Here is a 26,133-nt window from a genome sequence, read left to right on the forward strand (position 1 = left end):
GGTTGGCTATTTGGGTTTGTCGATGAGGGTTACGTTGCGTGTCGAAACTCAGACGACGGTCCCTTTCTCTGGCGTCCCCTCGACGTTCTGGGGCGGTTGCTGTCCGTTCCCCCGTCTGTCACCGGGGTTCACGTCGAACTCCTTGGGATCACCGTTCCCGCGTTCGAACACTGCGCCATCGACGTAGACGGTGCTCCCTCTGCTCGGCCGTTCGCCGACGAAGTCACTGTACTGATCACCGATCAGTCTCGCGTTTTCAAGCGAGAGTTCGTTCGACGTGCCCAGAGTGATGTCTTGCTGACTACCGGCGGTCACGTCGAGGAGACTGTCGTCCGCGACGAGGTCACCGCTCGTCGACCGTACTGTGATCTTTCCGGCGGCTTCGACTGTGCCGTCGGTCAGGTCGACCGAGGTTCCTTCGAGAGTAACCTGCTGACCATTTGCTGCGGACGTGTCGATCGTTCCCGCGACGCGGAGTTCGCCGTTTCTCGCACTGAACGTCGTATCGCCGTAGCTGGGGATTTCGACCCTCGCGCCGTCCTGGATCGTGATCGTGTCCGCTCTCACGTCGTAGCCGTTCTGACTCAGGCCCCTCGCGATGACGAGATCGACTTGTTCATCGAATCCTCCCTCGAAATCGGACGCCGTGTACGTCTCTTCGCCATCGTCGTACGTTCCGTCCCCGTCGGCGTCGGCGAACGCAACGGCGTCTGCGGGCAATTCGGATCCAGCGTCCGAATCATCGCCGTAGATGTACACCGTTTCGGATCCAACTCCATCCCCCGAACTCGCGAGAATCCGACTCGTTCCGTTTTCGGGCACCTCGAGCGTACCGCTGAACTCTCCGTCGCTGTCAGTGTTCGCATTGTTTGACTCGAAGGCCGTGTTTGCGGAACCGTTCGTCGCGAGAGTAACCGGCATCCCAGGAATTCGTTCGTCGTACGCTGACACCGTTCCGTTCAGTGGGACAGTCGCCCCCGTTACGGAGCGGTTCACTTCGAGGCGATCCTGCCCGGTGTCGTAGGTCACACCAGCCGGAAGATCACCCGATCGTGTTGCCCAGCTCACTTCATACGTATCCGTGTCGCTCGGCGGGGACGGATCGTCCGAACCCGAAACTTCGACCGTGAGTTCCTCCCAGTCGTTCCGTTCGCTTCCGGTCAGCCACACCTCGACGGTGTCGGCCGATATCCCTTGATACGTGACTTGGCCGCTCTCGTCGGTTGTACGGTCCTCGCCGAGGGAACTCGACACGCGTTCCCCGGTCACTGGGTTGTTGAACTTGTCCCGAACTTCGACTGTGACGCTCGAAGCGCTTCTCTCATCGACGACGAGGTACGCCGCTTCTGTCGTGACTTCACTCTCGGCTAACGAGCCGATACCGATGGCCCCCGCGCGGAGCCGATACGTCTTGTTCAGTTTGATCGTCGTTCGATTGTACTCGCTCCCGTTGATCCGATCGGATGCCGTGACCGTCGCGTTCGCTTCGTTTCCGAGGAGCGCGTCGCTGTTCCACGTCGCCCCCGAGAGCCGTGACGTGATGTTCAGAAACACTGGGTCACCGTCGCTCGCCTCGACGGTCACCGTTCGTGCAGTCTGACTCACGGATCGGATATCGGCCGTGTAAGCTCCGGCTCGTGTCGCTGACAGCTCCCCCCGAAGGGCGAAGAGGTTGAGCGTGTTTCCTTGGACGAGGTTCTGACTGGTCAGTGTCGACGTGTGGCCGTTCTCGAAAGCGTTGTACACGACACTGTTACCGTACACCGTCTCCGGGGCGTTATCGTACTCCGCATAGTCGGGGGAGTAGACGACTTTCGTCGTGTTGTACGAGAGGCCTTGACTCTCCCAATACTCCTTTGCGTTCTCGTGTTCGCCACTGATCGGCAGTGTTCCGCTCCCGTCTTCGAGGGAGACGTTCATCGTGACGTTTGGCTCGTTCACGGTCTGGAGCCGGCCGCTGGGTGGCGGCGGATTGACGAACAGCAGCCGATTGGGGTATCGTGTTCCGAGTGTGACCTGCGTCGGCTGGGGAAGACCAGTGTCGACAGCCCGGAACAGGTTACCCCGGAAATCCTGCATGTCGGACTGTACCGTCTGACTGTGATCGAACTCGATTGCGGCGTTCTGTCCGGGAACGACAGTCGTCTGGAACGTCGCCATCCCGACGATCAGGAAGCCAAACAGGATAATGGCGCCAACCTGCATCGACTGCGCCCGATCGTCGTCCCAGAACCGCATTATCGAATCAGCGACCGCCGGGGGGATAAAGCTCTCCCCCTCGAAGTACGGTTCAGTCCTCTTCCTCGACGGTTTCGGGCGAGGCAAGCGCGTTCTGCAGCGACTCCAGCCCGTTGATCCACTCCGCCACCAGCCCGTACTCCATCTCGTCGGCCAGCGCGGGGTCGATCTCCTCGCCGTCGATCACGCGCGTCCCGGCCTGGACGATGTAGCCGATCGCGGTGTCGATATCCTCCTCGGCCTCGGCGTCGGCGGCGGCGTCGACGTACTCCTCGACGCTGGCTTCGTCGGCCGCGCCCGCGGCGAGGTACTCCTGGGCGGCGTAGAACACGACCTCGAGGCTCATCTGGACGCTCTCGATCAGCATCGCCTTCTCCTCGTTCTCGAGCGGCGCCTCGGCGAGCACGATCTCCTGCATCTCCGAGAGCTCCTCGTGGGCGCGCTCCTCGTCGATCTGGTCGTCCTCGTACGCCTCGATCACCTTCGCGACCGCGATGGCGGTGTCCTCCTGAAGGTTCATCAGGAGGCGGGCGGAGTCCTCGTCCTCGAGGTCCAGATCCTCCTCCTTCAGGCGGTCGATCCAGTTCTGCCAGCGCTCCTCGGTGTAGAACGTCTCCACCGGCTCGTCTTCGTCGGTCATGCCCCCATGTGCTCCCCGACGACGCAAAGGGTTTTCCTATCCGTCGGCGCTCGGGGCCCCGCCCCGAACCGGCATCTCGGGGCTACTCCCCGCGGGCGAGCGTCGCCTCGGTGTCGATCCCGTACACGCGTTCGGGCGTCTCGACGTGGGCGTTCTCGACTGCGTCGTCGTGGTCCTCCTCCAACAGCCACCGCACGCGCCGCGGGACGGTTTTCGGCCCCAGCACCGCGCCCGGCCGGTCGGGGTCGTCGACGAAGTCCGTCTCCATCAGGAACGGCTCACCCGCCCCCGCAGCCGTCCGGAGGCGGTCCTTCTCGCTCATCACGCTCGGCGTCGGGCCCGCGAGCTCGCCGCCGGCGTAGTGTTTGACGACCATCTCGGCGGGCAGCCCGCGCTCCTCGGCCCACTCCGCGACCTCGGTCAGGTCGTCGGTGCCCTCGGTGTGGAGCTGGACCGCGCAGTCGTGTTCCGCCCCCAGCGCGAGCCCGTGTTTGAGCACCGCGTTCGAGGCGTCCCAAACCGCGTCGCTGACCTCGTAGTGGGGGCGCCCGGTTTTGAGCGCCAGCGCGCGCTGGTCCGCGACGTACTCGGCGGCGAGATCCAGGCCGGACTGCATCAGGTCTCGTGCCGCTTCCGGCTCGTACCCTTCGTCGACGAGGTGGCTGATCAGGCCGGGGTGCACGCCCAGCACGGGCCAGGCCTTCCCAGGCAGGATCTCGTTCGCGTCGGCGACCGCGTCGATCGTCGCCTCGAACGCCCGGCGGAAGTCGGCCCGCTCGCTCGGCACCGGGCCGAGGTGCCACGAGGGCTTGTTCACGACGAGCAGGTGGGTGCCGCCGAGGTGTTCGAACTCCCGGACGGCCTCCATCCCCTGCCCGTGCTCCGGGTCGAGGTGGAGGTGGTTGTCCAGCACCGGCGTGTCGAGTTCGTCCATACCCGGACGACGGGGCGAGCGGCCCTTGAACGCTGTCTTGTCGGTTCGTCGGCGGGGGCGGATCCGGCGACGGGGCGATCCCGCCCGGCGCAAACGCTATACCCGTGTGTGTTGCACCCTCACACGTGCCCTCGACGCTGGTCCACGTCGCCGTCGGCGGCCTCGTCGGCGCCGCGCTGCTGGGTGACCGGTTCACGCCGAAAGCCATCGCGGTCGTGCTCGTCGCCGCGGCGGTCCCGGATCTGGACTCCTTCCTCGCACCCGTGATCGCGGGGGCCCACCGCTCGGCGCTGCACACGCTGTTCCTCCCGGCACTGCTCGGTGCCGTGATCTACGCCGACGCGCGGCGCGACCGCTCGTGGCTCCGCGAGCGCAGGGGGGCGGACGCCAGCTACGTCGCCGGCGTCGCGGTCGCAGCACTTCTCGCTGGCGGGATCCTTCCCGACATGGTGACCAACGGCGTCAACGCGCTCTGGCCGCTCCACGACCAGTTCTACACGGTCGACGGCGAACTAACGCTCTCGACGACGGAGGGGATCGTCCAGACGTTCGTCGACCTCTCGCCGACCCCGGAGGAGACCTCGCGGCCGTCGACGACCGAGAACACGCGGTACAGCACCGGCGCGGACCCGACCCCGTGGCAGGCCGACGACGGGCCGACCGAGCGGGTGTTCCCGCTCGTGACCGCGGGTTGGCAGCTCATGCTCGTCGGGCTCGCGGCGGCGACGGTGAGCGTTCGCTCGTGGCAGACCCGCGGGCGTTGACCGGTGACGAGAGGGAGCGACAGGCTCAACAGCGGGCGGGCGTCACTCGGTCCATGGAGATCCGCCCGTACGACCCCGACGACGCCGAGGGGCTCTGGGACTGCAAGCGCGCGTTCGAGCTCGGCCTCGGCAGCGACACCGGCAGCGAGGAGAAACAGGGGAAGTACGAGGGGAAACTCGACGCCCAGTACCGCGATGAGTGGTTCGACTGGGTCGAGCGCTGTGTCGACGCGGACCCGCGGTGTGTGACCGTGGCGGTCGAGGCGGACGCGGACACCACCGACACCGTCGCCGGCTACGTCTTCGTCCTCCCCGAGAGCCACCGCTTCATCTGGGACGCGGCCGTCCTGAACGAGATCTACGTCGCGCCCGATCACCGCGGGACGGGCGTCGCCGACGACCTGATGGACGCCGCCGTCTCCCTCGCCCGCGATCAGGATCTGCCGCTGGACCGACTCGTGCTCGACGTGGATCGCGAGAACGACCGGGCGGGGGCGTTCTACGAGCGCCACGGCTTCGAGCACTGGGGCGAGATGGTCGCCCGGGAGCTCTGAGGGAGCTTACTCCCGGAACTCGACGGCGGTCTCGGCGCCGTCGGCCTCGCGCCACTCCCGCTGGCTGACCGAGTACTCGATCGTGTCGTGAACGCTCCCGTCGTCGAACGCCACGCGGTTCCGGAACCGCCCCGCTCGGCGGCCGCCGTGGCGCTCGACGTACTTCGTGATCGCGCGCTCGGAGTTCTCGTTCTCGGGGAGGTGTGAGACCCGGACGAGATCCAGATCCAGCCGGTCGAACGCCAGCGCCAGCAGGGCGTCGGCACGCTCGCCGGAGTACCCCCGCCCCCAGAACGGTTTCCGGAGCCACATCCCGAGGCCGCCGACCCTAGAGTCCCAGTCGACGAACAGCCCCGCCGTCCCGGCGAACTCGTCGTCGCCGGGCTCCGCCCGGCTGCCAGCGGAGCGTCGCTCTTCGCGGTCCTCCCCTTCGCGGGGACGGAGGAGGTACATCGCTCCCTCACCGTCCTCGGCGCTGTCGGCCACGTCCGCCAGCGTCTCGGCAACGCCGTGGGGGTGGTCGTACGGGCTCCACGTGACGTACTCGGTGGTCTCCTCGATGTTCGGGGCGCCCGCGTGCCAGTGCTCGTACAGGTCGAGCGCGTCGGCGTCGTCGGCGTCGGCCCGAACCAGCCGCAGACGGTCGGTCACCACCGTCTCGGGGAACAGGTCGCTCACGGCCAGGGCTCCCCCTCGCCGTCGAGGAACGTCACCTCCTGCTCGGGGTCGGCGTCGCGGTACTCCGACTGCGTGACGCTGTAGCGGACGACGTCGACGGGCGGGTCGCCGGCGTGGAAGTTCCGCAGCGTTCCTTCACGACGGCCGCCCATGCGCTCGATGTACTTCTCGATGGCCCGGGCCGACTGCTCGTTGTCGACGTCGTGGGTCACCGCCACCAGTTCGAGGTCGAGCTGCTCGAAGGCGAGTTCGGCCAGCGCCAGCGCGCGCTCGGCCGAGTAGCCGCGCCCCCAGAACGGCTTCCGGAGCCACGTCCCGAGTTCGGCGCTGTCGGTGTCCCAGTCGAGCGTGAGGCCGCCGAAGCCGGCGATCTCGTCAGCCCCCTCTTGGCCTTCGCGCGGTCGGATCACGTAGTCGATCCCCTCGCGCTCCTCGCGCCCCTCCACGCCGCGTTCGAGGAACTCCGCGGTCTCGTTGGGGGTGGCGTGGGGCTCCCACGGCAGGTACTCGGTGATCTCGTCGATGTGTGGCGCGCCCTGCTTGCAGTGCTCGTAGAGGGCGAACGTGTCGACGTATTCGGGCGTCCGGGGCTCCAGTCTGAGCCGTTCGGTCTCGATGATCGCGGGGAACATACTCGGTGAGACGTGAGCGGACTGAAAAAACCTACCTCGGCTTTGGGGGGCGGTCGCACACGTCGCACCACCGAACGGTTCATGCGATAGCTGTCGAACCGCCCCACGATGGCCGCACCCAGCGCACTCGCCGGCCTCGACGACGCGTTCACCCACGACTACGCCGGCGCCATTGGCTCATCTCGTTCGTGCTGTCTGCGCTGACGCGGAACGTGGACGGGGAGTAGCTTTCCGAGCACCCGTCTGGCTGGGCGGTGGCGCGAATCCGCGGCGTCCTCGTGACGCCGCGCAGCGCGAGGGATGAGCGAGGGCGAAGCCCGAGCGAATCGGGTGGGGAGGCAGCGAGACGGGAAAACGCGACCATCGGGAGCGGTAAACCGTCTCGAAGCGAGCGGTGAAGCCGCGAGAGTGTGGGCTGTGCGGTCGCAAGTGGCCATGCTTCGAGGGTGGTCGCGGTAGCGGTCGTTGTCGGGGAAACAGACCGATCACCGTCACGAGAACAACCACCCAACACCCACGCTCCGGAACAACTAACCACGCCAGCCACCTCCCTCCGGTAATGGCTGACTGGACGGAGTCCTACCGGCCCGACACGCTCTCGGCGGTCCGGGGGAACGACAAAGCCCGCGACGCCTTCGAGGAGTGGGGGCGGACGTGGGACGATCACCGGGAGGCGGTGATCCTCCACGGCAGCCCCGGCGTGGGGAAGACCTCGGCGGCTCACGCGCTGGCGTCGGACATGGGCTGGGAGACGGTCGAACTCAACGCCTCCGACCAGCGCACCGCCGACAAGATCGAGCGGTTCGCCGGCCGTGCGGCGCGCAACGAGACGCTGGGTGGCGATGCGACCGACGAGGGAGGCCGACAGCTGATCATCGTCGACGAGGCTGACAACATCCACGGCAACTACGACCGCGGCGGCGCGGGGGCGATCACGGAGCTAGTGAAGGAAGCGAACCAGCCGATCGTCCTCATCGCCAACGAGTTCTACGAGATGAGCCGCGGGCTCCGGAACGCCTGCCGGGAGATCGAGTTCCGGGACGTCTCCGCGCGCTCGATCGTCCCCGTCCTCCGGGACATCTGCCGGAAGGAGGGGATCGAGTTCGAGAGCGACGCGCTCCAGCGCATCGCCGACGCCAACAGCGGCGACCTCCGCGGGGCGGTGAAGGACCTCCAAGCGACGGCGGAGGGGAGAGACCACCTTACCGTCGAGGACGTGGTCACGGGCGACCGCGACACGACGGCCGGCATCTTCACCGTCCTCGACGCGATCCTGAAAGAGGAGGAGAGCGCGCAGGACGCGCTCCACGTCGCCTACGACGCCGACGAGACGCCGGACGACCTCACGGCGTGGGTCGAGGACAAGGTGATGAAGGTGTACGAACCCCGGGAGACCGTCCGGGCCTACGAGTTCGTCGCCAACGCCGACCGCTGGCTCGGCCGCGTGCAGGCCACACAGGAGTACGCCTACTGGCGCTACGTCACCGACAACGTCGCCGCGGGCGTCGCCGCCTCCCGCGACGACACCTACGGCGGCTGGACCCAGTACGGCGGCCGCCCGCAGATGTGGCCCTCCTCGGACGCGACGATCGACGAGATCTGCCGGAAGATCGCGGTCTCGGGCGGGCTGAGCATCGAGACCGCCCGGCGGGAGGTACTGCCGTTCCTCTCGGCGATGATCCACCACTGCAAGCCGCGCGAACTCGCCGTCGCCGTGACGGCGTACTTCGAGTTCGACGAGGCGGAGCTCGCGGCGGTGTCGGGCAGCGGCGAGTCCACCAACAAGGTCCAAGGGATCGTCGAGGACGCACAGGAACTCCGCGAAGACGAACTGGAGGAACACGCCGGCGGCGCGTTCGCTGGCGACCTCCCGGAGCGCGAGGACGAGGGAGAGAGCGAAAACGGGGAGCCCGCCCCCGAGGAGGAGCCAGCGGAAGCCGAGCCCGAGGAGGAGGAGTCGGACGACTCGCAGGCGGGCCTCTCGGACTTCGTCTAGTTCTCAGTCGACGGTCGTCGCCCGCGCGGTCACGCGCCGTCGCCGGACGGTGACCAGCATCGTGTCGGCCCCCGTTGGGCCGGGGAGCGCGGTGTGGAGGACGATCCGGGTGCGGTCGCCGTCCACGTCCTCGTCGTCGACGACGGCCTCGAACGCCCAGCGGCCGCCCTGCGGGAAGAAGTCGGGGACGCGACGCTCGCTCTCGGGACCGACACGGTACTCGCCGCTCGCAGCGGGGTCGTCGAGATCCGCGTCCCGCGGCGTCGCCGGCGTCGCAGTCGGCGACTCCGTGATCCCGACACCGTCGCCGTCGTTCTCCTCGAGTTCGGGCAGCAGCGCCGCCCGGACCGAGACGGTGACCGCTTCGCTCCGGCGGTTCCGGACGTCGAGCCCGCCAGGGACGGTGTTCTCCCGGAGCGATCGGCCACAGCCCGCGAGCGCGACCGGGACGGCGGCGAGCACGGCGCGGCGTGACCGCTGCATGGGCGAACGCTGACGGGGCGGGGAGAAGAGGATTGCGGGGCAGTTACGCCGGGATGGATCGATCCTCGCCGGACCCGCCGCGGGCGGCGTAGGCGACGACGGCCACGGCGGCGAACGCGACGAGGTAGAGCAGGCCGTTGACGAGGCGCGCCTCGTCGGTGTACACCACCAGATCCCGACCGAGCAGCGTCACGAGGAACACCGCGGCCCCGGCGACGAACACGCCCGGCCGGTAGCGCGCGAGCGACGTCTCAGGGAGCCAGACGGCGGCGGCGACCAGCGCGGCGAACGCCGCGAGCGCGGTCAGCGCGAACGCCCCCTGTGCGAACGGGCCGTAGTCGATAACCGGGCTCACTCGGCTGACGAGGTAGTTCGCGGGGATCAACAGCAGCGCGGCGCCGACGGCGAGCCGGCTCCGGTCGAACAGCGAGCGCTCGTAGTGGCCGCGGTAGGCGGTGATCGTCGACAGCGTCAGCGCGGTGAAGATCAGCAGCGCGAACAGCAGGTGGGCGGCGTGGGTCGGCACCGAGTACCCCCACGGGATCGCGCCGTTGAGCGTCACCGTGATCGCGCCGATCGAGATCTGGAACGGCAGCAGCACGAGCGCGGCGGTGGCGTACAGCGCCGTCCGCCGACCTTGGTCGCCGCGCCACGCGGCGGCGACGACGCCGACGATCGCAAACCCGGTGATCATCGCGACGAGGCGGTGGAACCACTCGATGAAGCTCGGGACCGTCTGTGGCAGCACACCCCCGTCACACAGCGGCCACTGCTGGGAGCACGCCAGCCCGGAGCCCGTCGCCGCGGTGTAGACGCCGAGCGCGACCAGTACCCCGGTGAGTGCCGTGGTGAACAGGGCGAACCGCCGGTAGCTGGGACGCTTCATTCACCGAGAGTCGGGTTCGGGCGCACTTGTGGGTTCCGTTGGGGGACGGTGTTCCGTCGTTTTCGAGCCCACAGGAACTATGTGGACTCACGTGAACTACCCCACATGTACGATACGGTCCACGAGTACGCCCCTCCATCGCCGCTCGGACGGACGTTGGTCGCCGTCGTCGCCGCGTTCGTCGGGGTGCCTGTACTGCTACTCAGTCTGTTCGGACTGACGGGCAGCGGTGGGGTGACGGCGATCCTCCTGCTACTGCCCGCCCTCCTCTCGCTCACTGTCGCGACACACCTGACGATGGGCGTCGTCAGACAGGCGGCAGCAGCCCCCGAAGCCGCCCCGGGGGAGCAGACGGACGCCGACCAGTCCGTCGAAACCCCGGTCGAGACGCTCCGACGGCGCTACGCCGAGGGCGAGCTGAACGACGCGGAGTTCGAGCGCCGTCTCGACGCCCTGCTGGAGACGGAGGGTGAGACGACGACCGACTCCGAGCGGGAGATGGCCGTCGAGCGATAGCCCAGCGTCCCGTACTCCTTCGGCGCGTTGAAGTCGCCGCCGCCGCCAGCGCCGGTATGGTCGACCTCGACGCCCGCGCCGCACGCCTCGACGACTATCTGGCGGCGACGGGCCACGACGCCGTCTGGTTCGCCCGGCCGAACGCGTTCGCGTGGCTCACCGGCGGCCGGAACGCCCCGGCCCGCGAGGACGGCGTCGGCGTCGCCGCCGCGGGGTACGTCTCCGGCGACACGCCCGCGTTCCGCGCGGTCGCACCCGCCGGCGACGCCGAACGCATCGCGGACGAGGAGCTCCCCGACACGTTCGCCGTCGAGCCCGTCCCGTGGCACGAGTCGCTGGCCGAGGCCGTTGCCCGGGAATCGCCCGGCGCAGGTGCGGCCGATTTCGACGTTCCCGGACTGGACCGTATCGACGCCGGCGCGCTCCGCCAGCCGCTCGTCCCGAACGACGTGGACCGCTACCGCTCGCTGGCCGAGGAGACCGCCGCCGCGGTCGAGCGCGTCTGCCGCGAACTCGGACCTGATGACGCCGAGTACGAGGCAGCGTCGGCGCTGCGGATCGCGCTCTCCTCGGGCGAGATGTCCGCGCCGGTCGTGCGAGTCGCGGGCAGCGAGCGAGCCGAAGCGTACCACTCCCCGCCGGCGGGCGCCGACGAGCTCGGCGACTACGCGGTGGTGACCGTCACCGCGGAGCGCCGGGGCCTCCACGCCTCGCTCACGCGAACCGTCGCGTTCGACCCCCCGGAGCGCTTCGAGGAGCAGTTCCGGTCGGCGGCGCGAGCCGAGGCGACCGCGCTCGCGGCGACCCACGAGGCGGTCGACTCCGGCGGCGACGCGGGCGACGTGTTCGCGGCGATCCGGGAGGCGTACGCCGAACTCGGCTTCCCGGACGCCTGGGAGGACGGCGAGCAGGGCGGCGCGGCGGGGTTCGCCCGCCGCGAGTGGCTGGCCGCACCCGAGGCGGACCAGGACGTGCGGGCGCCGATGGGGTACGCGTACAACCCCGTCGTCGGCGGCGCGCGCAGCGAGGACACGTACCTGGTGTCGTCGGGCGATGAGCCCTTCGAGTGTCTGACTGCGACGCCGAACTGGCCCACGTTCGACGCCGAGGCGGTCGGGTTCGACCTGACCGTCGAACGGCACGCGCCGTACGCGCCCTGATCGTCGCCGCCGTTCGTGACACTGCGTGTTCGACGTTCGTCGAATCGGGTTACGACGGAGGTGGATAGACTTTTGACGCCGCCGGGTTTGGGCGGGCGTATGGGACTCGACGACGACGCCCGGGAGTATCACCGGTCCGATCCGCCCGGCAAGATCGAGATATCGACGACGAAGCCGACGAACACCCAGCGCGACCTCTCGCTGGCGTACTCGCCCGGCGTCGCGGCGCCGTGTCGCGACATCGACGAGGACGAGGACCGCGCCTACGAGTACACCGCGAAGGGGAACATGGTGGGCGTCGTCTCGAACGGGACGGCCGTGCTCGGGCTCGGTGATATCGGCGCACAGGCCTCCAAACCCGTGATGGAGGGGAAGGGCGTGCTGTTCAAGCGCTTCGCCGACATCGACGTGTTCGACATCGAACTCGACGAGGCGGAGGTCGACGCGTTCTGCCAGTCCGTGGAGGCGATGGAGCCCACCTTCGGCGGGATCAACCTCGAGGACATCGCTGGCCCGGAGTGTTTCGAGATCGAGCAGCGGCTCCGGGAGTCGATGGACATCCCCGTGTTCCACGACGACCAGCACGGGACGGCGATCATCAGCGGCGCGGGGCTGCTCAACGCGGTCGACGTCCTCGACAAGGAGATCTCCGAGATGGAGATCACGTTCTCCGGCGCCGGCGCGTCGGCGCTGGCGACCGCGCGGTTCTACGTCGAACTCGGCGCCGACCCCGACAACATCACCATGTGTGACTCCTCGGGGATCATCACCGAACAGCGCGCCGCGAACGACGACGTGAACGAGTACAAGAAGGAGTTCGCCCGCGACCTGCCCGAGGGCGACCTCGCGGACGCGATGGACGGCGCGGACATGTTCGTCGGGCTTTCGGTCGGCGGTATCGTCTCCCAGGAGATGGTGCAGTCGATGGCCGAGGACCCGATCGTGTTCGCGATGGCCAACCCCGAGCCGGAGATCGGCTACGAGGCGGCCCGCGAGGCCCGGGACGACACCGTGATCATGGCGACGGGGCGCTCGGACTACCCGAACCAGGTGAACAACGTGCTTGGGTTCCCGTTCCTGTTCCGTGGCGCGCTGGACGTGCGCGCGACCAGCATCACCGAGAACATGAAGATGGCCGCCGCCGAGGCGCTGGCCGAACTCGCCCGGAAGGACGTCCCCGACGCGGTCGTGAAGGCGTACGGCGACCAGCCCCTCCAGTACGGGCCGGAGTACGTCATCCCCAAACCGGTCGACCCGCGCGTGCTGTTCGAGGTCGCGCCCGCCGTCGCCGAGGCGGCGATGGACGAGGGCGTCGCCCGCACCGAGATCGACGTCGACGCCTACTCCGAGAAGCTGGAGGCGCGGCTGGGCAAGTCCCGGGAGATGATGCGGGTCGTGCTCAACAAGGCGAAAAGCACCGACCAGCGCATCGCGCTCGCGGAGGGCACCGACGAGAAGATGGTCCGCGCCGCCGCCCAGATCCAGGAGCAGGGCATCGGTGACCCGGTGCTGCTCGGCAACGGCGACGAGATCCGGACGATCGCCGCCGATCTCGGGCTCGACTTCACCCCGGAGATCGTCGACCCCCGCGTCGACGAGACCGAGGCGTACGCCGACCGGCTGTACGAGCTCCGCCAGCGCAAGGGCGTCACCCGGAGCGAGGCGGGCGAACTGATCCGCCGGGACACCAACTACCTCGGGAGCGCGATGGTCGAGCAGGGCGACGCCGACGCGCTGCTGACGGGGCTGACCCACCACTACCCGTCGGCGCTGCGCCCGCCGCTCGAGGTGATCGGCACCGCCGACGACGCCGACTACGCCGCCGGCGTGTACATGCTGACGTTCAAGAACCGCGTGGTGTTCATCGCCGACGCGACGGTGAACCAGGACCCAAGCGAGGAAGTGCTCGAGGAGATCACCAAGCACACCGCCGAGCTCGCCCGGAGTTTCAACGTCGAACCGCGGGCGGCGCTGCTGTCGTACTCCAACTTCGGCTCCGTCGAGAACGAGGGGACCGCCAAACCCCGCGACGCCGCCGCGACCCTGCGGAACGATCCCGCGGTGGACTTCCCCGTCGACGGCGAGATGCAGGCTGACACCGCGGTCGTCGAGGAGATCCTGACGGATACCTACGAGTTCTCCGAACTGGACGAGCCCGCGAACGTGCTCGTCTTCCCCAACCTGGAGGCCGGCAACATCGCGTACAAACTGCTCCAGCGCCTCGGCGGCGCGGAGGCGATCGGGCCGATGCTCGTGGGCATGGACGAGCCCGTCCACGTGATGCAGCGCGGCGACGAGGTCAAGGACATCGTCAACCTCGCGGGCGTCGCCGCCGTCGACGCACAGGCGGAGTAGAGCGGCCGCCACGTCCCCGCGTCAACCGGCAACCGACTCCGTTTCCGCCGGGTTTAGGATAAACAGCCGCTTTTACTTCCGGGTCATCCCGACGGATTCCCGACGTGTTCCACCGCCCGTGGACGGATTGGTGTATGCGTGCGTGGCACAGGGTATAAGTTAATCCGCCTCTTCCGACTGCCTATGTCTGACAAAGACAGCGCGGACGTGAGTCGACGGAAGTTCCTCGGCTTCGCGGGCGCGGCGACGGCGACTGCCGTCGCCGGCTGTGGTGGCGGTGGCGGCACTGAAACCGGCACCGACGAGCCGGGTGGCGGCACCGACGAGCCGACGGACGAACCGACCGAGCCCGGGGAGACGGCGACCGAGCGGCCGGAGCCGGAGACCCGCGACGGCTACCTCCAGCGGGCGAACCGCGTCGCCCACGAGCAGGCGCCGTGGGTGTTCCTCAACCGCCAGTACTCGGTGTACGGCAAGAGCGACGACATCGAGTGGCAGGCCCGCGCCGACGAGTTCATCGACGCGTACGCGATCACGCCGGCGAACGACGACGGCGACGACGTGGTGATCAACCAGTCCCAGATGGACAGCGGGCTCGACCCGCAGGACCACCGCGCGACGCCGACGGACAACATCGTGATGCAGGCGTACGAAAAGCTGCTCGACCGCGACCGTGAGGGCGGTATCCTCGAATCGCTGGCCGACGACTACAGCCGGCAGGAGAACGGTCGCGTCCGGTTCCACATCCGCGACGGCGTCTCGTTCCACTCCGGGGACAACCTCACGCCCGAGGACGTGGCGTACTCGATCAACCGGATCGTCGACCCCGAGGTCGGCATCGCCAGCCCCCAGCAGGACCAGCTCGCGGGCGTCACCGGCGCCGAAGTCGTCGACGGCGAGCGCGCGGTCGACGTGATGAGCAGCGGGCTCAACCCCATCGTGTTCTCGCTGTTCGCGAGCTACGGCCCGATCATGAACAAGTCGTGGGTCCAGTCCAACGAGGGCTCCTACATCAACCAGAACATGGACGGAACCGGGCCGTTCGTGCTCGAGACCTACGAGCAGGGTGTCGAAGTGGTGTTCAACCGCAACGACAACTACTGGAAGGAGGCCGCGGAGATCAGCACGCTGACGATGCGTGCCTCCAGCGAGTCGAGCACGCGCGTGAACTCGCTGCTCTCCGAGGAGTCGGACATCATCGTCAACGTCCCGCCACAGGAAGTGAGCCGGGTGGAGCAGAACGACAGCAGTAGCATCGCCGCGGCGCCGTCGACGCGCGTCATCTTCAACGCGATGCGCTACGACGTGGAGCCGTTCGACTCCGCCGAGTTCCGGCAGGCGGTCAACTACGCGATCGACCTCGAGAGCATCGTCGAGAACGTGCTGAGCACGTTCGGCGACCAGACCGGCCAGCCCACGCTCGACGGCTACTTCGGCTACAACGGGGATCTCGACCCGTACCCGTACGATCCCGATCAGGCCGAGACGCTGGTCGAGGAGTCGGGGTACGGGGGCGTCGAAGTGGAGCTCCACACGCCGGTGGGGCGCTACCTCAACGACGTCCAGATCGCCCAGGCGGTCGCGGGCTACCTCGACGACCTGGAGAACGTCACCGCGAGCGTGAACCAGCGTGACTTCCAGGCGCTGGCCAGCGAGGTGACCGACGGGGATATCGAGACCAGCCCCCACTGGTACCTGCTCGGCTGGGGGAACACCACGTTCGACGCGAGCCAGACGCTGATCCCGCTGCTCACCAGCGACGGGAACCTCACCAGCTGGTCCAACGAGGAGTTCGACCGGCTCGTCTCGGAGGCCCAGAGCCTGCCCAGCGAAGAGTAGATGTCCTACGGTCGGTTCCTGCTGAAGCGGGGGCTGCAGGGCGTCGTGGTGGTCTGGGGTGTGGTCACGATCGTGTTCATGCTCCGGTTCATCACGCCGGGGAGCGCCGTCGACGCGGTTGCGCCGCTGGACGCCAGCCCCGAGCTTCGCGAACGGATCGCGGAAGAGCTGGGACTTGACCAGCCGCTGTACGTCCAGTATCTCGACTACCTCTGGGAGCTGCTCCAGGGCGACATGGGCTACTCCTACATCTCGGGGATCGAGGCGAGCCAGATGGTGTTCTCGAAGCTGCCCGCGACCCTCGAGCTCGCGGTCGTGAGCAGTATCATCGCCATCGGGCTCTCGATCCCGCTTGGTGTGATCAGCGCGACCCGGCGCCACGAGCCCGCCGACTACGCGGCGACGACGTTCTCGCTGGTGGGGATCTCGACGCCGAACTTCTGGCTGGGGATCATGCTGATCCTGCTGCTCTCCGTGCAGTTCGGGATCTTCCCGACCAGCGGCCGCGCGTTCGGCTTCGCCGAGGCGTTCCGGATCCTGCTCAACCAGGGCCCCGGCCCCGGCGCCAACGCCATGTGGCAGTGGCTCCGGCATATCACGCTCCCCGCGGTGACGCTGGGGACGTACTTCACGGCGCTGATCACCCGACTCACCCGCTCGGGGATGCTCGAGGAGCTGGGTCAGTCGTACGTCCGGGCGACCCGCGCGAAGGGGCTGCCCGAGTCGATGGTCCGCTACAAGCACGCGCTGCGGAACACGCTGATCCCCGTGATCACCGTGCTCGGCCTCCAGCTGGGCACGCTGATCGGCGGTGCGGTCATCACCGAGTCGGTGTTCGCGTGGCCGGGGCTGGGCACGACGCTGATCAACGCGATCAACGCGCGTGACTGGCCGATCCTCCAGGCGACGCTCGTGGTGATCGGCTCCGGCTTCGTGATCGTGAACCTCGTCGTCGACGCCATCTACGCGTATCTCGACCCACAGGTGGTCGCCGAATGATCTCTCCACGAACGCTCCGAAACCTCAAGAAAGAGCTGCGATCGAGCGCGCTCGCGAAGCTGGGTATCGTGCTCGTGCTGGCGATGATCCTGGTCGCGACGTTCGCACCGTTTATCGCGCTGCACAACCCGACGAACCAGAACCTCGACGAGAACAACCTCCCGCCGCTGGGCTTCAGCCGGACGACTGAGGAGACCTCCTCGGAGATGGTCAACGGCTCGCTCCAGATCGTCAACGAGACGGTGGAGATCAACGCTACCGCGAGCCACCCGCTCGGTACGAACTCGCTCGGACAGGACGTCTACTCCCGCGCGGTGTACGGCGCCCGCACGTCGATGATGGTCGGCTTGCTTGGCACCGTGCTCGCGGCGTTGCTCGGGGTGAGCGTCGGCCTCGTCGCGGGGTTCTACCGCGGCCGGGTCGACGACGCGCTGATGCGCTTTGCCGACGTGTCGCTGGCGTTCCCCTCGCTGGTGCTCGCGATCTCGCTGATCGGTCTCTGGGGCCGGGCAGCCGTCGACGTGCCCGACCCGTTCGTCGCGTTGGGGCTCGTCGACCCCGTCCGGCAAGCCCTGGGCTTACCGACGGGAATGCCGGACTCCTTCGTGTTGCCGGGGACGGTGATCGTCGTCGTCGGCCTGGTGAACTGGGTGTGGTTCGCCCGGATCGCCCGCGGCGAGGCGCTCTCGATCCGCGAGGAGGAGTACGTCAAGGCCGCCCGCGCGCTGGGGGCCAGCGACACCCGGATCATCGGCCGGCACGTCCTGCCCAACGCGATCACGCCGATCCTCGTGCTCGCGACGATCCAGGTCGCGGCGATCATCCTGCTCGAGTCCTCGCTCTCCTTCCTCGGGTTCTCGGGGACGACGCTCTCCTGGGGGTTCGACATCTCCCAGGGACGCGGCTATCTCTCGACGGCCTGGTGGATCGCGACGGTTCCCGGGCTGGCGATCGTGCTCGCGGTGATCGGCGTCAACCTCGTCGGCGACTGGCTCAGGGACGCCTTGGACCCCGGTATCGAGGGGGAGGGGGGTGTCTGAGATGGCCGACGAGATCCTGAAGGTGCGGAACCTCACGACCCGCTTCTTCACCGAGGAGGGGCAGGTCAACGCCGTCGAATCGGTCGACTTCGACGTCCGCGACGGCGAGACGTTCGGCATCGTCGGCGAGTCCGGCTCCGGGAAATCCGTCACCGCGCTCTCGCTGATCGACCTGGTGGAGACGCCGGGCCGGATCGTCGAGGGCGAGGTGTGGTACCGCGACGCCGAGCTGGCCGAGGAGCACGCCGAGTCCCATCCCGAGGCGGTCGACGGCGACTACGTCGACGTCCGACAGCTTCCGGAGGCGACTCGGCGGTGGCTCCGCGGGCCGGCGTTCGCGACGATCTTCCAGGACCCGATGAGCAGCCTCAACCCCTCGATCACGGTCGGCGAGCAGATCGCCGAGGCCGTCGAGGTCCAGCGGCGTGCCCGCGCGAACCCGCGGCGCACCCGCTCGCGCACCCAGGGGTACGGGCTCGCCCGGTTCGCAGCCGACGCGTTGCTCCCCTCACAGAGCTACGTCTCCGAGGAGAGCAGCGAGCGAGCGGTCGAACTGCTCGAACGGGTCGGCATCCCCGACCCCGAACAGCGCGCGGAGGAGTACCCTCACGAGTTCTCCGGCGGGATGCTCCAGCGCGCGATGGTCGCGCAGGCGCTCGCCGGCGAACCCGACGTGCTGATCGCCGACGAGCCGACGACCGCGCTCGACGTGACGATCCAGGCCCAGATCCTGAACCTCCTCCGGGATCTCCAGGAGGAGGAGGACATGAGCGTGGTGCTGATCACCCACAACCTCGGCGTGATCGCGCGGATGTGCCAGCGCGTCGGCGTGATGTACGCCGGCGAGGTGGTCGAACGCGGCGCGCTCGAGGACGTGTTCGAGAACCCCGTCCACCCCTACACCGAGGGGCTGCTGGGGTCGATCCCGGACATCGAGGACCCCGCACCGCGGCTCTCGCCGATCGCGGGGAACGTCCCGAGCCTGCTCGATTCGGAGATGGGCGAGGAGTGTTACTTCGCCGATCGCTGTCCGAAGGCGATGGAGGCCTGCCTCAACCGCATCGACGAGCGCGAGGCGCCGTCGACGACCGACGACGAGCACCGCGTGCGCTGTGTGCTCGCCGATCGGGAGTACGACGAGTCCGAGGCGCTCGGACCCGAGGCGAAACAGGAGGTGGTCTCCCATGAGTGAGGCCGACGACGCGCTCGTGGAGGTGCGCAACCTCCGGAAGTACTACGACGACAGTGGCGGGCTGATCGACCGCCTGCTCGGTAACGAGCAGACGAGCGTGCGCGCCGTCGACGGCGTCAGCTTCGACGTGCACGAGGGGGAGACCCTCGGACTGGTCGGCGAGTCCGGCTGTGGGAAGTCCACCACCGGCGAGACCCTCCTCCGACTGCGCGAGGCGACCGACGGCACGGTCGCGTTCGACGGCGAGGAGGTGTTCGACCTGGACGACGAGTCGCTGTCGACGTTCCGCCGGCGCGCCCAGATCGTGTTCCAGGACCCGTTCTCCAGCCTCGACCCACGGATGACCGTCGGCGCCATCGTCGCCGAGGGGATGCGGATCCACGGGCTGCCCGAGTCGGATCCGACTGTCGCGACCGACGCCGAACTCACCGTCGAGGGGGTCGACCGCACCGTCGAGATGACGGTCGCCGACGATCTGGACCGCGTGGTCGAGCCCGAGGACGGCGTCGCCCGCATCCCGGTGACGGTCCGGACGGGCGACGACGGGCCGGAAGCCGCCGTCGACGCCCACCAAGCACTGCTCGACGCGACCGTCGAGGAAGAGAACGGCGGCCTCCACGTCGAGGTGACCGTGACGGGGTCGGACACCGAGATCCGGAACGCCAGAGCCGGCGCCTTACTCGAACGCGTCGGGCTCTCGGCCGACCAGGTGGACCGCTACCCACACGAGTTCTCGGGCGGGCAGCGCCAGCGCGTGGGGATCGCCCGAGCGCTCGCGCTCGACCCCGAGTTCATCGTGCTCGACGAACCGGTGTCGGCGCTCGACGTCTCCGTGCAGGCGCAGGTGCTGAACCTGCTCGACGACCTGCAGGACGACTTCGGGCTGACGTACCTGTTCATCGCCCACGACCTCTCGGTCGTGCGGCACATCTGCGACCGCGTCGCGGTGATGTACCTCGGCAAGGTCGCGGAGCTGGGGCCGACCGACCAGATCTTCGAGAACCCCGAGCACCCCTACACCGAGGCGCTGCTGGAGAGCGTCCCGCGCGCCGAGGTCGAGGAGCAGGGCCGCCGCGTGGCGACGCTTTCCGGCGACGTGCCGTCGCCGCGGGACCCGCCCTCGGGCTGTCGGTTCCGGACACGGTGTCCGAAAGTCATCCCGCCCGACGAGATCACGATCGAGCAGGACGCGTTCCGCGACGTGATGGATCTCCGCGAGGACGTCGAGGCCGAGCGCCTCGACCCCGAGGAGATCCGGGAGACCGAGCCCGCGGCGTACCGCGAGCAGGAGATCCCCGGGATCGCCGGGGAGAACGCCGCGGTCGTCGACGAGGCGCTGGAGGCCGTCGCGAACGGCGAGTTCGAGGCGGCCGCCGAGACGCTCAGAGAGCGCTTCGAGACGGTGTGTGAGACGACGCCGCCGGACGACGAGCCCGGCGCCGACGGCGAAGTGGTGGCCTGTCACCTCCACGATTAGCTCGTCCCCACGACCGCACCCTTCTCGGTTCGGCCGCCGGCAGCAACGTTCACGTAGCCCCCGGCCCTCGGTTCGGGCATGAACGCATCCGACGTGATGACCGCCGACGTGGAGACGGTCGCGCCCGACGACGAGGTGGGCGAGGTGCTCGCCCGCCTCGCGGACGTGAACTTCAGCGGATTCCCGGTCGTCGACGAGGGGCGCCTCGTCGGGATCGTCACCGAGGGCGACCTCGTCGACCTGTTCGAGGTCGACGACCGCGTGCTCTGGATCCCGATCGGCATCCCGCCGATCGTCGACACGCTGACGTACGCGATCGACCTGCCGGGCGACGACGTGGATATCGCCGCCCACGCCGACGACCCGATCAGCTCCGTGATGACGGAGGACCCCGTGACCGTCGACGCGGACGCGAGCCTCGACGCCCTGCTCGACCTGCTCGCGGACCCCGAACGCGACATCAACCGACTGCCCGTGCTCGACGGCGACGAACTGGTCGGCATCATCACCCGCCAGGACCTGCTTCGCGGGCTCCGAGCCGAGCGCGATGCCGCCGGCGTCGCGGCCTGACGGCTCCGGGACCCCCGCAGTGACCGGAACCGCGAGCCATAAGCCACCCCGAACCCTCCGATGGGGTAGTGACTCGTTACCGGAACCTCGCGCTCTTTCTCGTTCTCGCTGCGGTCTGGGGCTCGGCGTTCATGGCGATCAAAGCCGGGCTTGACGCCGGCTTCCCCCCGGTGCTGTTCGCTGCGGTGCGCTACGACATCGCGGGCGTGCTGATGCTTTGCTACGCGTGGTGGGTACTCGACGACCCAGTGCCCCGCGGGCGCGACCAGTGGGCGACCGTCGCCGTCGGCGGGGGGCTGCTGATCGCGGCGTACCACGCGTTCCTGTTCGTCGGCGAGGCCGACGACGCCGTCACGAGTGCGTCGGCGGCGGTGCTCGTGGGGCTGAGCCCGATCCTGACGACCGGCTTCGCCCGGCTGTTCCTCCCGGAGGAGCGACTCCGGTTTGCGGGGATCCTGGGGCTGCTACTCGGGCTGACTGGTGCGGTCGTGCTCGCGGATCCCGACCCGTCGAACCTGCTCGCGGGCGGGATGGTGGCGAAGCTGCTGATCGTCGCCGCCGCCGGCTCGTTCGCGCTGGGCGCCGTGCTCACCCGCTGGATCGACAGCGACCTCCCCGTCGAGGCGATGGAGGCGTGGTCGATGCTGCTCGGCGCGCTGTTGATGCACGTCGTGAGCGCCGGGCTCGGTGAGTCGATCGGTGACGTACCGGTGACGCTGCCGACGGTCGCGAGCCTGGGCTACCTCTCGGTGCTCGCCAGCGCGCTGGGCTTTCTGATCTACTTCGACCTGCTGGATCGACTCGGGCCGATCGAGATCAACCTCGTCTCCTACGTCTCGCCGGTGTTCGCGGCGATCTCGGGCTGGCTGGTGCTCGACGAGGTGGTGACAGTCGGGACGATCGCCGGGTTCCTGCTGATCATCGTCGGCTTCGCGCTGCTGAAACGCCGCGCGATCGCGACCGAACTCGACCACATCCGCGCCGGCTAGCTCACACCGGTTCGCCGTCCTTGTACACCGTCGTCGGCTCGTAGAGGTTCGTGATGTCCGACAGCGGCGACTCCTCGAACGCGACGAGGTCGGCGTGGTTCCCGACCGTGAGCGTGCCGATATCCGCCGCGGGCACCGTCTCCGCCGCGGTCCCCGTACCGGCGACGATGGCCTCGTGTTCGCTCATGCCGACTTCTTCGACGAACAGTTCGGCTTCGAGCGCGTTCTCGCCGTGGGCTACCGGCTCCGGCCCGAGGAAGTCCGTCCCCAGCGCGATCGGGACGCCTGCCTCGTACGCCCGCCGGGTCGCCTCGAAGTGTGCCTCGTTCGCGTCCCGGGCCTTCCGCATCCCGTACTCGGGGACGCCGAACTCGTCGCCGCGTTCGACGAGCCGGTGGACGATCGACAGCGTCGGGACGAACGTCGCGCCGGTCTCCGCGAACAGATCGAGACACTCCCCGTCGATGTAGAACCCGTGTTCGATCGTGTCGACGCCGTTCCGGAGCGCGGCCTTGATCCCCGGCGCCCCCTGTGCGTGGGAAGCAACCGGGATGCCGACGCGATGGGCCTCCTCGGTGAACGCCCGGATCTCGTCGTCGGTGAACTGGCTCTGGCTGGGGGTGTCCTTCTCGCTCAGCACGCCGCCGGTGGTCATGATCTTGATCAGGTCGGCGCCCTCGCGGATGCGCTCGCGGGCACCCTTCCGGCACTCGTCGGCGCCGTCGACGATCTGACTCCCGCCGGCGGCGTCGCTTTTTGCCCACTCGTAGGGGAGGTAGTGGCGGTCGCCGTGGCCCGCGGTCTGGGAGAAGCTGCTGCCGCTGGTGAACACCCGCGGCCCGGGGATCGTGCCGTCGTCGATCGCCCGACGGACTGGCAGGCCGGCCTCGCTGCCCACGTCCCGGATCGCCGTGAACCCCGCCTCCAGCAGCGTCCGAACGTCGGCGGTCGCCCGCGCGGTGGCGAGTTCCGTCGATTCCTGAATCCAGTCGAACGGCTCCATCGACCGGCTCCCCTTGAGGTGGAGGTGGGCGTCGATCAGCCCCGGGGTTACGGTCTCGCTGGAGTGGTCAACCCGATCGGCGTCGTCGGGCACCGAGACCGCCTCTCCGGGGCCGACTTCGACGATCCGGTCGTTCTCGACGAGGATCCGCGCGTCGTCGATCGGGTCCTTCCCGGTCCCGTCGACGAGGGTTCCGCAGTCGATGTACTTCATACTGCACCGGTAACGAACAGCGCCGATTAGTAGTTCGCCTCGCGGCAGCCGACGGGGGAGCGCCGGACTCATCCCCGCGCGGACCCAACCGCGCCCATGAGCGACTCAGAGGCCGGGGAGTGGGAGACACAGCTCCGGCAGAACCGCGAGGAGAAAGACCAGTTCTTCGCCGAGCACCCGCAGTCGCCGGTGCCGCCGGAGGAGCGCGACGAGTTCGACGGCCTCGACTACTTCGACCCGGCCCCCGAGTTCCGGGTCGACGCCGAGGTGACCGTCCACGACGACCCCGAGCCGGTGGAGATGGAGACCACAAACGGCCCGCCGACTCGTTACCTCCGGGTCGCAACGTTCGCGTTCGAACTCCGGGGCGAGGACTGCGAACTCCACGCCTACCGGCAGGAGAACAGCGACGACGATACGCTGTTCGTCCCGTTCCGGGACAAGACGACCGGCCAGCAGACGTACTCCGGGGGGCGCTACATGGAGTTCGAACCGGAGGGGGAACTGGAGACGGGCGACACGGTGACGCTCGACTTCAACCTCGCGTACTCGCCGTTCTGTGCGTTCAGCGAGACGTTCGCCTGTCCGCTGCCGCCCGAGGAGAACTGGCTGGAGGTGGTGGTGCCGGCCGGCGAGAAGAAACCCGAACTCGGCGAGGACTGAGCCTAGGGAACGACCAGATCCACGACCGTCTCGCCGTCGACGACCAGGTTGTACGCCGCCTCGTCGTCGTTCCACAGCGCGAGCGCGTTCTCCATCGACAGCACCGCGCCGTACTCGGCCTCGCCCAGCGCACGGTTCAGCTCCGTGTGCTGGGTCACTACCGCGTACTGCTCGACGTCCTCGCTCCCGTCGCCGATCTTGAACACGGGGTTGGGGTCGCTGCCGTACTCCCGTTCGCGCTCGCCCTGCCGGCTCAGATCCGGACTGAGCTTCACCGTCAGCAGGTCGATCCGGTTGCTGACGTGGCGCTCCATCTCCGCGGCCTTGGCGTGGCGATCCGCGGAGGCAGCCACCGGACTGCGGCGCTTCCCGTCGGGGCGCAGGAGCGCGTAGGCGAACTGCACCGACGTTTTCGTGAACGTGCCGGGTTCGTTCCCCTCGCCGCCGCCACCCTCGCCGCGCTCGCTCTGGTCCAACTGCTGCTGCATCCGCGGCGCCTCGATGTCGGACCGGACGTCGAACGACCAGCCGCGATCCGAGGGTGACTCGTCGGGCCAGAGCCGGAGCGTCGGCGAGTACACCGACGGCCCCGAGTCCGGCCGGGCGAGCGTCCGCTCGACCTCCCGGAGCCCCGTCGCCGTCTCCAGATCCGCGGGCGCCATCGCGAGCAGCGTGCCGTCCGCCGCGACCGCGTCGAGGTAGCGGTCCGCCGTCGCCGCGGGGTCCGAGAGCTCCGAGAGCACGTTACAGAACGTGAGCAGGTCCACGTCACCCACCGACTCGGGGTCGAAATCCTCCGCCCGCTCGCGGTGGACCGTGGTCCGGACGTTCCGCGGCGTCTCCTCGAGCAGTGCTTCGAGCAGGTCCGCCGCAGGCGAGGGCTCCAACGCGTGGTACTCGATGAGGGGGGGTTCGTCTTCGTCCTCACCGACCGCGTCATGTAGGTAGTCGATCAGCGCCAGCGCGGGCCCACCGACGCCGGCGCCCACGTCCAGCACGCGGAGCTTCCGGGGGAGGTCGTCGTTCTCCGCGAGGTCGTCGAGCACGTACCCCGTCGCGGCGTAGTAGTCCGGCAGGTGGTAGATCGCGTACCCCAGCGCCGCGGTTTCGTCGTACTCGACGGGGTTGCCGTGGTAGTAGTCGGCCTTGAGCCGGCGGATCGCCTCGCGGAGTTCGTCGCCTGACTCCCCGTCGGACCAGTCGAGGCCGAACTCCTCGACGAGTCGGTCGACGACGACGCGTTCGTACTGTTTCGGCAACGTCTCGGGTTCCCAGCCCGGCGGCGCGACGGGCGCGTCGCTGGCCGGGACGAACGTGCCGTCCTCGCGTTCGACGAGGTCGAGGTCGAACGCCGCGGCCCGGAGCTCCTGCCGGATCACCGCGGGGTGGGGGGTCTCGTCGAAGTACTCTTGGATCTCCGCGGGGTCGATCGGGCGGACCTCCCGAAGGTAGTTCACGGTGTCCCGGAGGCGCTCGCGGTCGACGCTCATCGCTCACCCCCGTCGACGGCGTCGGCGGCCTCGTCGTACAGCGTTTCGAACCCTTCGCGGTCGGCGTCGGCGACCCCACGAGCGGCCTCGGCGACGGCCTCAGCGCCGCCGAAGGCGTCCTGGATGTCGGCGTACACCCCGGCGTCGCCGCCGGTTACCGTCGCGGCGAGATCGCGGAGGTCGGCCGAGACGGGCGTGTGGAACTCCTCGCGCACGTCGTCGCCGGCGAGCGCCCACGCGAGCACGGCGGCGTGGGTCTTCGCCTGCACGGTCGACATGGCGTCGTCGTGCTCCGCTGGCGTGGTCTCGAACAGCTCGTTGCCCGCCTCGCGGAGCGCGTCCAGTAGCGGTTCGAGCGTCGGACCGACGTTGTCGGCGACGAGCGCGACGTTGCCCGGCGCACGCGGGGGAGCGAACAGCGGGTGGAGGCTCGCGCGCTCGCGGTCGGGCAGGTGTTCGCGCATGGCGGCCATCGGCTCGGCCATCACGCCCGAGAGGTCGAGCATCGCGCTCTCGGCGTACGGTGCCCAGTCCGCGACAGCCGCCTCGACGACGGGGATGGGGACCGTCAGCGCGACGGTGTCGAACGTCCGGTCCGCCGTCGGCGTCCCGCCCGCCAGCGCGACCGTCTCGGCGTCGAACGTGTCGGAGGCCTCAGCCGCCGCTGCGGCGTCGATGTCGGCGAACGCGAACTCGACCGCCGGCGAGGCGTCGGCGAGCGTCCCGGCCAGCCAGCGCCCCATCGCGCCGGCGCCGACGATACAGAGCGTCATCTACCCATACGTGGTGGCCGTCGGGTGAAAAGGTGCGCGGATGGCGGTT

At 68.8% G+C, this 26,133-nt stretch carries 24 protein-coding genes; 14 read left to right on the forward strand and 10 right to left on the reverse strand.

Annotated elements, in window-relative coordinates; genetic code table 11:
- Nucleotides 1–48 precede the first annotated feature (48 nt).
- The 3 genes from B4589_RS13930 to B4589_RS13940 form a co-directional block, all read right to left on the reverse strand.
- Complete coding sequence (locus tag B4589_RS13930) at nt 49–2,238, reverse strand: hypothetical protein (RefSeq protein WP_079234834.1); 2,190 nt, start codon at nt 2,236–2,238, stop codon at nt 49–51.
- Nucleotides 2,239–2,290: 52 nt separating this feature from the next.
- Complete coding sequence (locus B4589_RS13935; protein ID WP_079234835.1) at nt 2,291–2,878, reverse strand: DUF2150 family protein; 588 nt, start codon at nt 2,876–2,878, stop codon at nt 2,291–2,293.
- A gap of 82 nt (nt 2,879–2,960) precedes the next feature.
- Complete coding sequence (locus B4589_RS13940; RefSeq protein WP_079234836.1) at nt 2,961–3,812, reverse strand: TatD family hydrolase; 852 nt, start codon at nt 3,810–3,812, stop codon at nt 2,961–2,963.
- 125 nt (nt 3,813–3,937) lie between these two features.
- On the opposite strand from B4589_RS13940, the gene B4589_RS13945 reads away from it, so the two are divergent.
- Both B4589_RS13945 and B4589_RS13950 read left to right on the forward strand, forming a co-directional pair.
- Nucleotides 3,938–4,576 (forward strand): metal-dependent hydrolase, encoded by a 639-nt coding sequence (locus tag B4589_RS13945; protein WP_079234837.1) that lies wholly within the window; start codon nt 3,938–3,940, stop codon nt 4,574–4,576.
- 53 nt (nt 4,577–4,629) lie between these two features.
- Nucleotides 4,630–5,130 carry a GNAT family N-acetyltransferase gene (locus tag B4589_RS13950; RefSeq protein WP_079234838.1) on the forward strand — a complete coding sequence of 167 codons (501 nt, stop codon included), beginning with the start codon at nt 4,630–4,632 and terminating at the stop codon, nt 5,128–5,130.
- A 6-nt stretch (nt 5,131–5,136) separates the two neighbouring features.
- Here B4589_RS13950 and B4589_RS13955 read toward each other — a convergent pair whose 3' ends face one another.
- Nucleotides 5,137–5,799 (reverse strand): GNAT family N-acetyltransferase, encoded by a 663-nt coding sequence (locus B4589_RS13955; RefSeq protein ID WP_079235246.1) that lies wholly within the window; start codon nt 5,797–5,799, stop codon nt 5,137–5,139.
- Nucleotides 5,800–5,804: 5 nt separating this feature from the next.
- A complete protein-coding gene (locus tag B4589_RS13960; RefSeq protein WP_079234839.1) occupies nt 5,805–6,440 on the reverse strand; it encodes a GNAT family N-acetyltransferase in 636 nt (211 codons plus the stop codon).
- A 559-nt stretch (nt 6,441–6,999) separates the two neighbouring features.
- On the opposite strand from B4589_RS13960, the gene B4589_RS13965 reads away from it, so the two are divergent.
- Entirely contained in the window at nt 7,000–8,436 is a 1,437-nt protein-coding gene (locus tag B4589_RS13965; RefSeq protein WP_079234840.1) for a replication factor C large subunit, read from the forward strand.
- A gap of 3 nt (nt 8,437–8,439) precedes the next feature.
- On the opposite strand, the gene B4589_RS13970 is transcribed toward B4589_RS13965, so the two are convergent.
- Together B4589_RS13970 and B4589_RS13975 are read right to left on the reverse strand one after the other, a co-directional pair.
- Nucleotides 8,440–8,919, reverse strand: coding sequence for a hypothetical protein (locus B4589_RS13970; protein ID WP_079234841.1), 480 nt, complete (start codon nt 8,917–8,919; stop codon nt 8,440–8,442).
- A 43-nt stretch (nt 8,920–8,962) separates the two neighbouring features.
- Nucleotides 8,963–9,805 carry a heme A synthase gene (locus B4589_RS13975; protein ID WP_079234842.1) on the reverse strand — a complete coding sequence of 281 codons (843 nt, stop codon included), beginning with the start codon at nt 9,803–9,805 and terminating at the stop codon, nt 8,963–8,965.
- Between the two features lie 105 nt (nt 9,806–9,910).
- On the opposite strand from B4589_RS13975, the gene B4589_RS13980 reads away from it, so the two are divergent.
- The 10 genes from B4589_RS13980 to B4589_RS14025 all read left to right on the forward strand — a co-directional run bounded on the left by B4589_RS13980 (nt 9,911) and on the right by B4589_RS14025 (nt 21,942).
- A complete protein-coding gene (locus B4589_RS13980) occupies nt 9,911–10,321 on the forward strand; it encodes an SHOCT domain-containing protein (RefSeq protein ID WP_176330530.1) in 411 nt (136 codons plus the stop codon).
- Between the two features lie 56 nt (nt 10,322–10,377).
- The gene (locus tag B4589_RS13985) at nt 10,378–11,481 is read left to right on the forward strand and encodes a Xaa-Pro peptidase family protein (RefSeq protein ID WP_079234843.1); all 1,104 of its coding nucleotides are present in this window, start codon (nt 10,378–10,380) and stop codon (nt 11,479–11,481) included.
- Between the two features lie 99 nt (nt 11,482–11,580).
- Nucleotides 11,581–13,836 (forward strand): NADP-dependent malic enzyme, encoded by a 2,256-nt coding sequence (locus tag B4589_RS13990; protein ID WP_079234844.1) that lies wholly within the window; start codon nt 11,581–11,583, stop codon nt 13,834–13,836.
- A 183-nt stretch (nt 13,837–14,019) separates the two neighbouring features.
- The gene (locus B4589_RS13995; RefSeq protein WP_176330531.1) at nt 14,020–15,675 is read left to right on the forward strand and encodes an ABC transporter substrate-binding protein; all 1,656 of its coding nucleotides are present in this window, start codon (nt 14,020–14,022) and stop codon (nt 15,673–15,675) included.
- Entirely contained in the window at nt 15,676–16,674 is a 999-nt protein-coding gene (locus tag B4589_RS14000; RefSeq protein ID WP_079234845.1) for an ABC transporter permease, read from the forward strand.
- Nucleotides 16,671–17,714: an ABC transporter permease gene (locus tag B4589_RS14005; protein ID WP_079234846.1), complete on the forward strand. Its 1,044-nt coding sequence runs from the start codon at nt 16,671–16,673 to the stop codon at nt 17,712–17,714. The genes B4589_RS14000 and B4589_RS14005 overlap by 4 nt, the downstream gene beginning before the upstream one ends.
- 1 nt (nt 17,715) lies before the next feature.
- Nucleotides 17,716–18,906: an ABC transporter ATP-binding protein gene (locus tag B4589_RS14010; RefSeq protein WP_079234847.1), complete on the forward strand. Its 1,191-nt coding sequence runs from the start codon at nt 17,716–17,718 to the stop codon at nt 18,904–18,906.
- A complete protein-coding gene (locus B4589_RS14015; protein WP_079234848.1) occupies nt 18,899–20,383 on the forward strand; it encodes an oligopeptide/dipeptide ABC transporter ATP-binding protein in 1,485 nt (494 codons plus the stop codon). Before B4589_RS14010 ends, B4589_RS14015 begins: the two co-directional genes overlap by 8 nt.
- A 78-nt stretch (nt 20,384–20,461) precedes the next feature.
- The gene (locus tag B4589_RS14020) at nt 20,462–20,953 is read left to right on the forward strand and encodes a CBS domain-containing protein (protein WP_079234849.1); all 492 of its coding nucleotides are present in this window, start codon (nt 20,462–20,464) and stop codon (nt 20,951–20,953) included.
- Between the two features lie 68 nt (nt 20,954–21,021).
- Nucleotides 21,022–21,942 (forward strand): DMT family transporter, encoded by a 921-nt coding sequence (locus B4589_RS14025; protein WP_079234850.1) that lies wholly within the window; start codon nt 21,022–21,024, stop codon nt 21,940–21,942.
- Between the two features lies 1 nt (nt 21,943).
- On the opposite strand, the gene B4589_RS14030 is transcribed toward B4589_RS14025, so the two are convergent.
- Nucleotides 21,944–23,158, reverse strand: a complete 1,215-nt coding sequence (locus B4589_RS14030) for an amidohydrolase family protein (RefSeq protein WP_079234851.1) — start codon at nt 23,156–23,158, stop codon at nt 21,944–21,946.
- Nucleotides 23,159–23,254: 96 nt separating this feature from the next.
- On the opposite strand from B4589_RS14030, the gene B4589_RS14035 reads away from it, so the two are divergent.
- Complete coding sequence (locus B4589_RS14035; protein WP_079234852.1) at nt 23,255–23,821, forward strand: DUF1684 domain-containing protein; 567 nt, start codon at nt 23,255–23,257, stop codon at nt 23,819–23,821.
- Nucleotides 23,822–23,823: 2 nt separating this feature from the next.
- Here the strand turns inward: B4589_RS14035 and B4589_RS14040 are convergent, their stop codons facing one another.
- Together B4589_RS14040 and B4589_RS14045 are read right to left on the reverse strand one after the other, a co-directional pair.
- Complete coding sequence (locus tag B4589_RS14040; RefSeq protein ID WP_079234853.1) at nt 23,824–25,311, reverse strand: small ribosomal subunit Rsm22 family protein; 1,488 nt, start codon at nt 25,309–25,311, stop codon at nt 23,824–23,826.
- Nucleotides 25,308–26,084 carry a prephenate dehydrogenase/arogenate dehydrogenase family protein gene (locus tag B4589_RS14045; protein WP_079234854.1) on the reverse strand — a complete coding sequence of 259 codons (777 nt, stop codon included), beginning with the start codon at nt 26,082–26,084 and terminating at the stop codon, nt 25,308–25,310. Before B4589_RS14045 ends, B4589_RS14040 begins: the two co-directional genes overlap by 4 nt.
- Nucleotides 26,085–26,133 lie beyond the last annotated feature (49 nt).

Origin of the sequence: Halolamina sp. CBA1230, assembly GCF_002025255.2 — an archaeon.
Lineage (GTDB): Archaea > Halobacteriota > Halobacteria > Halobacteriales > Haloferacaceae > Halolamina.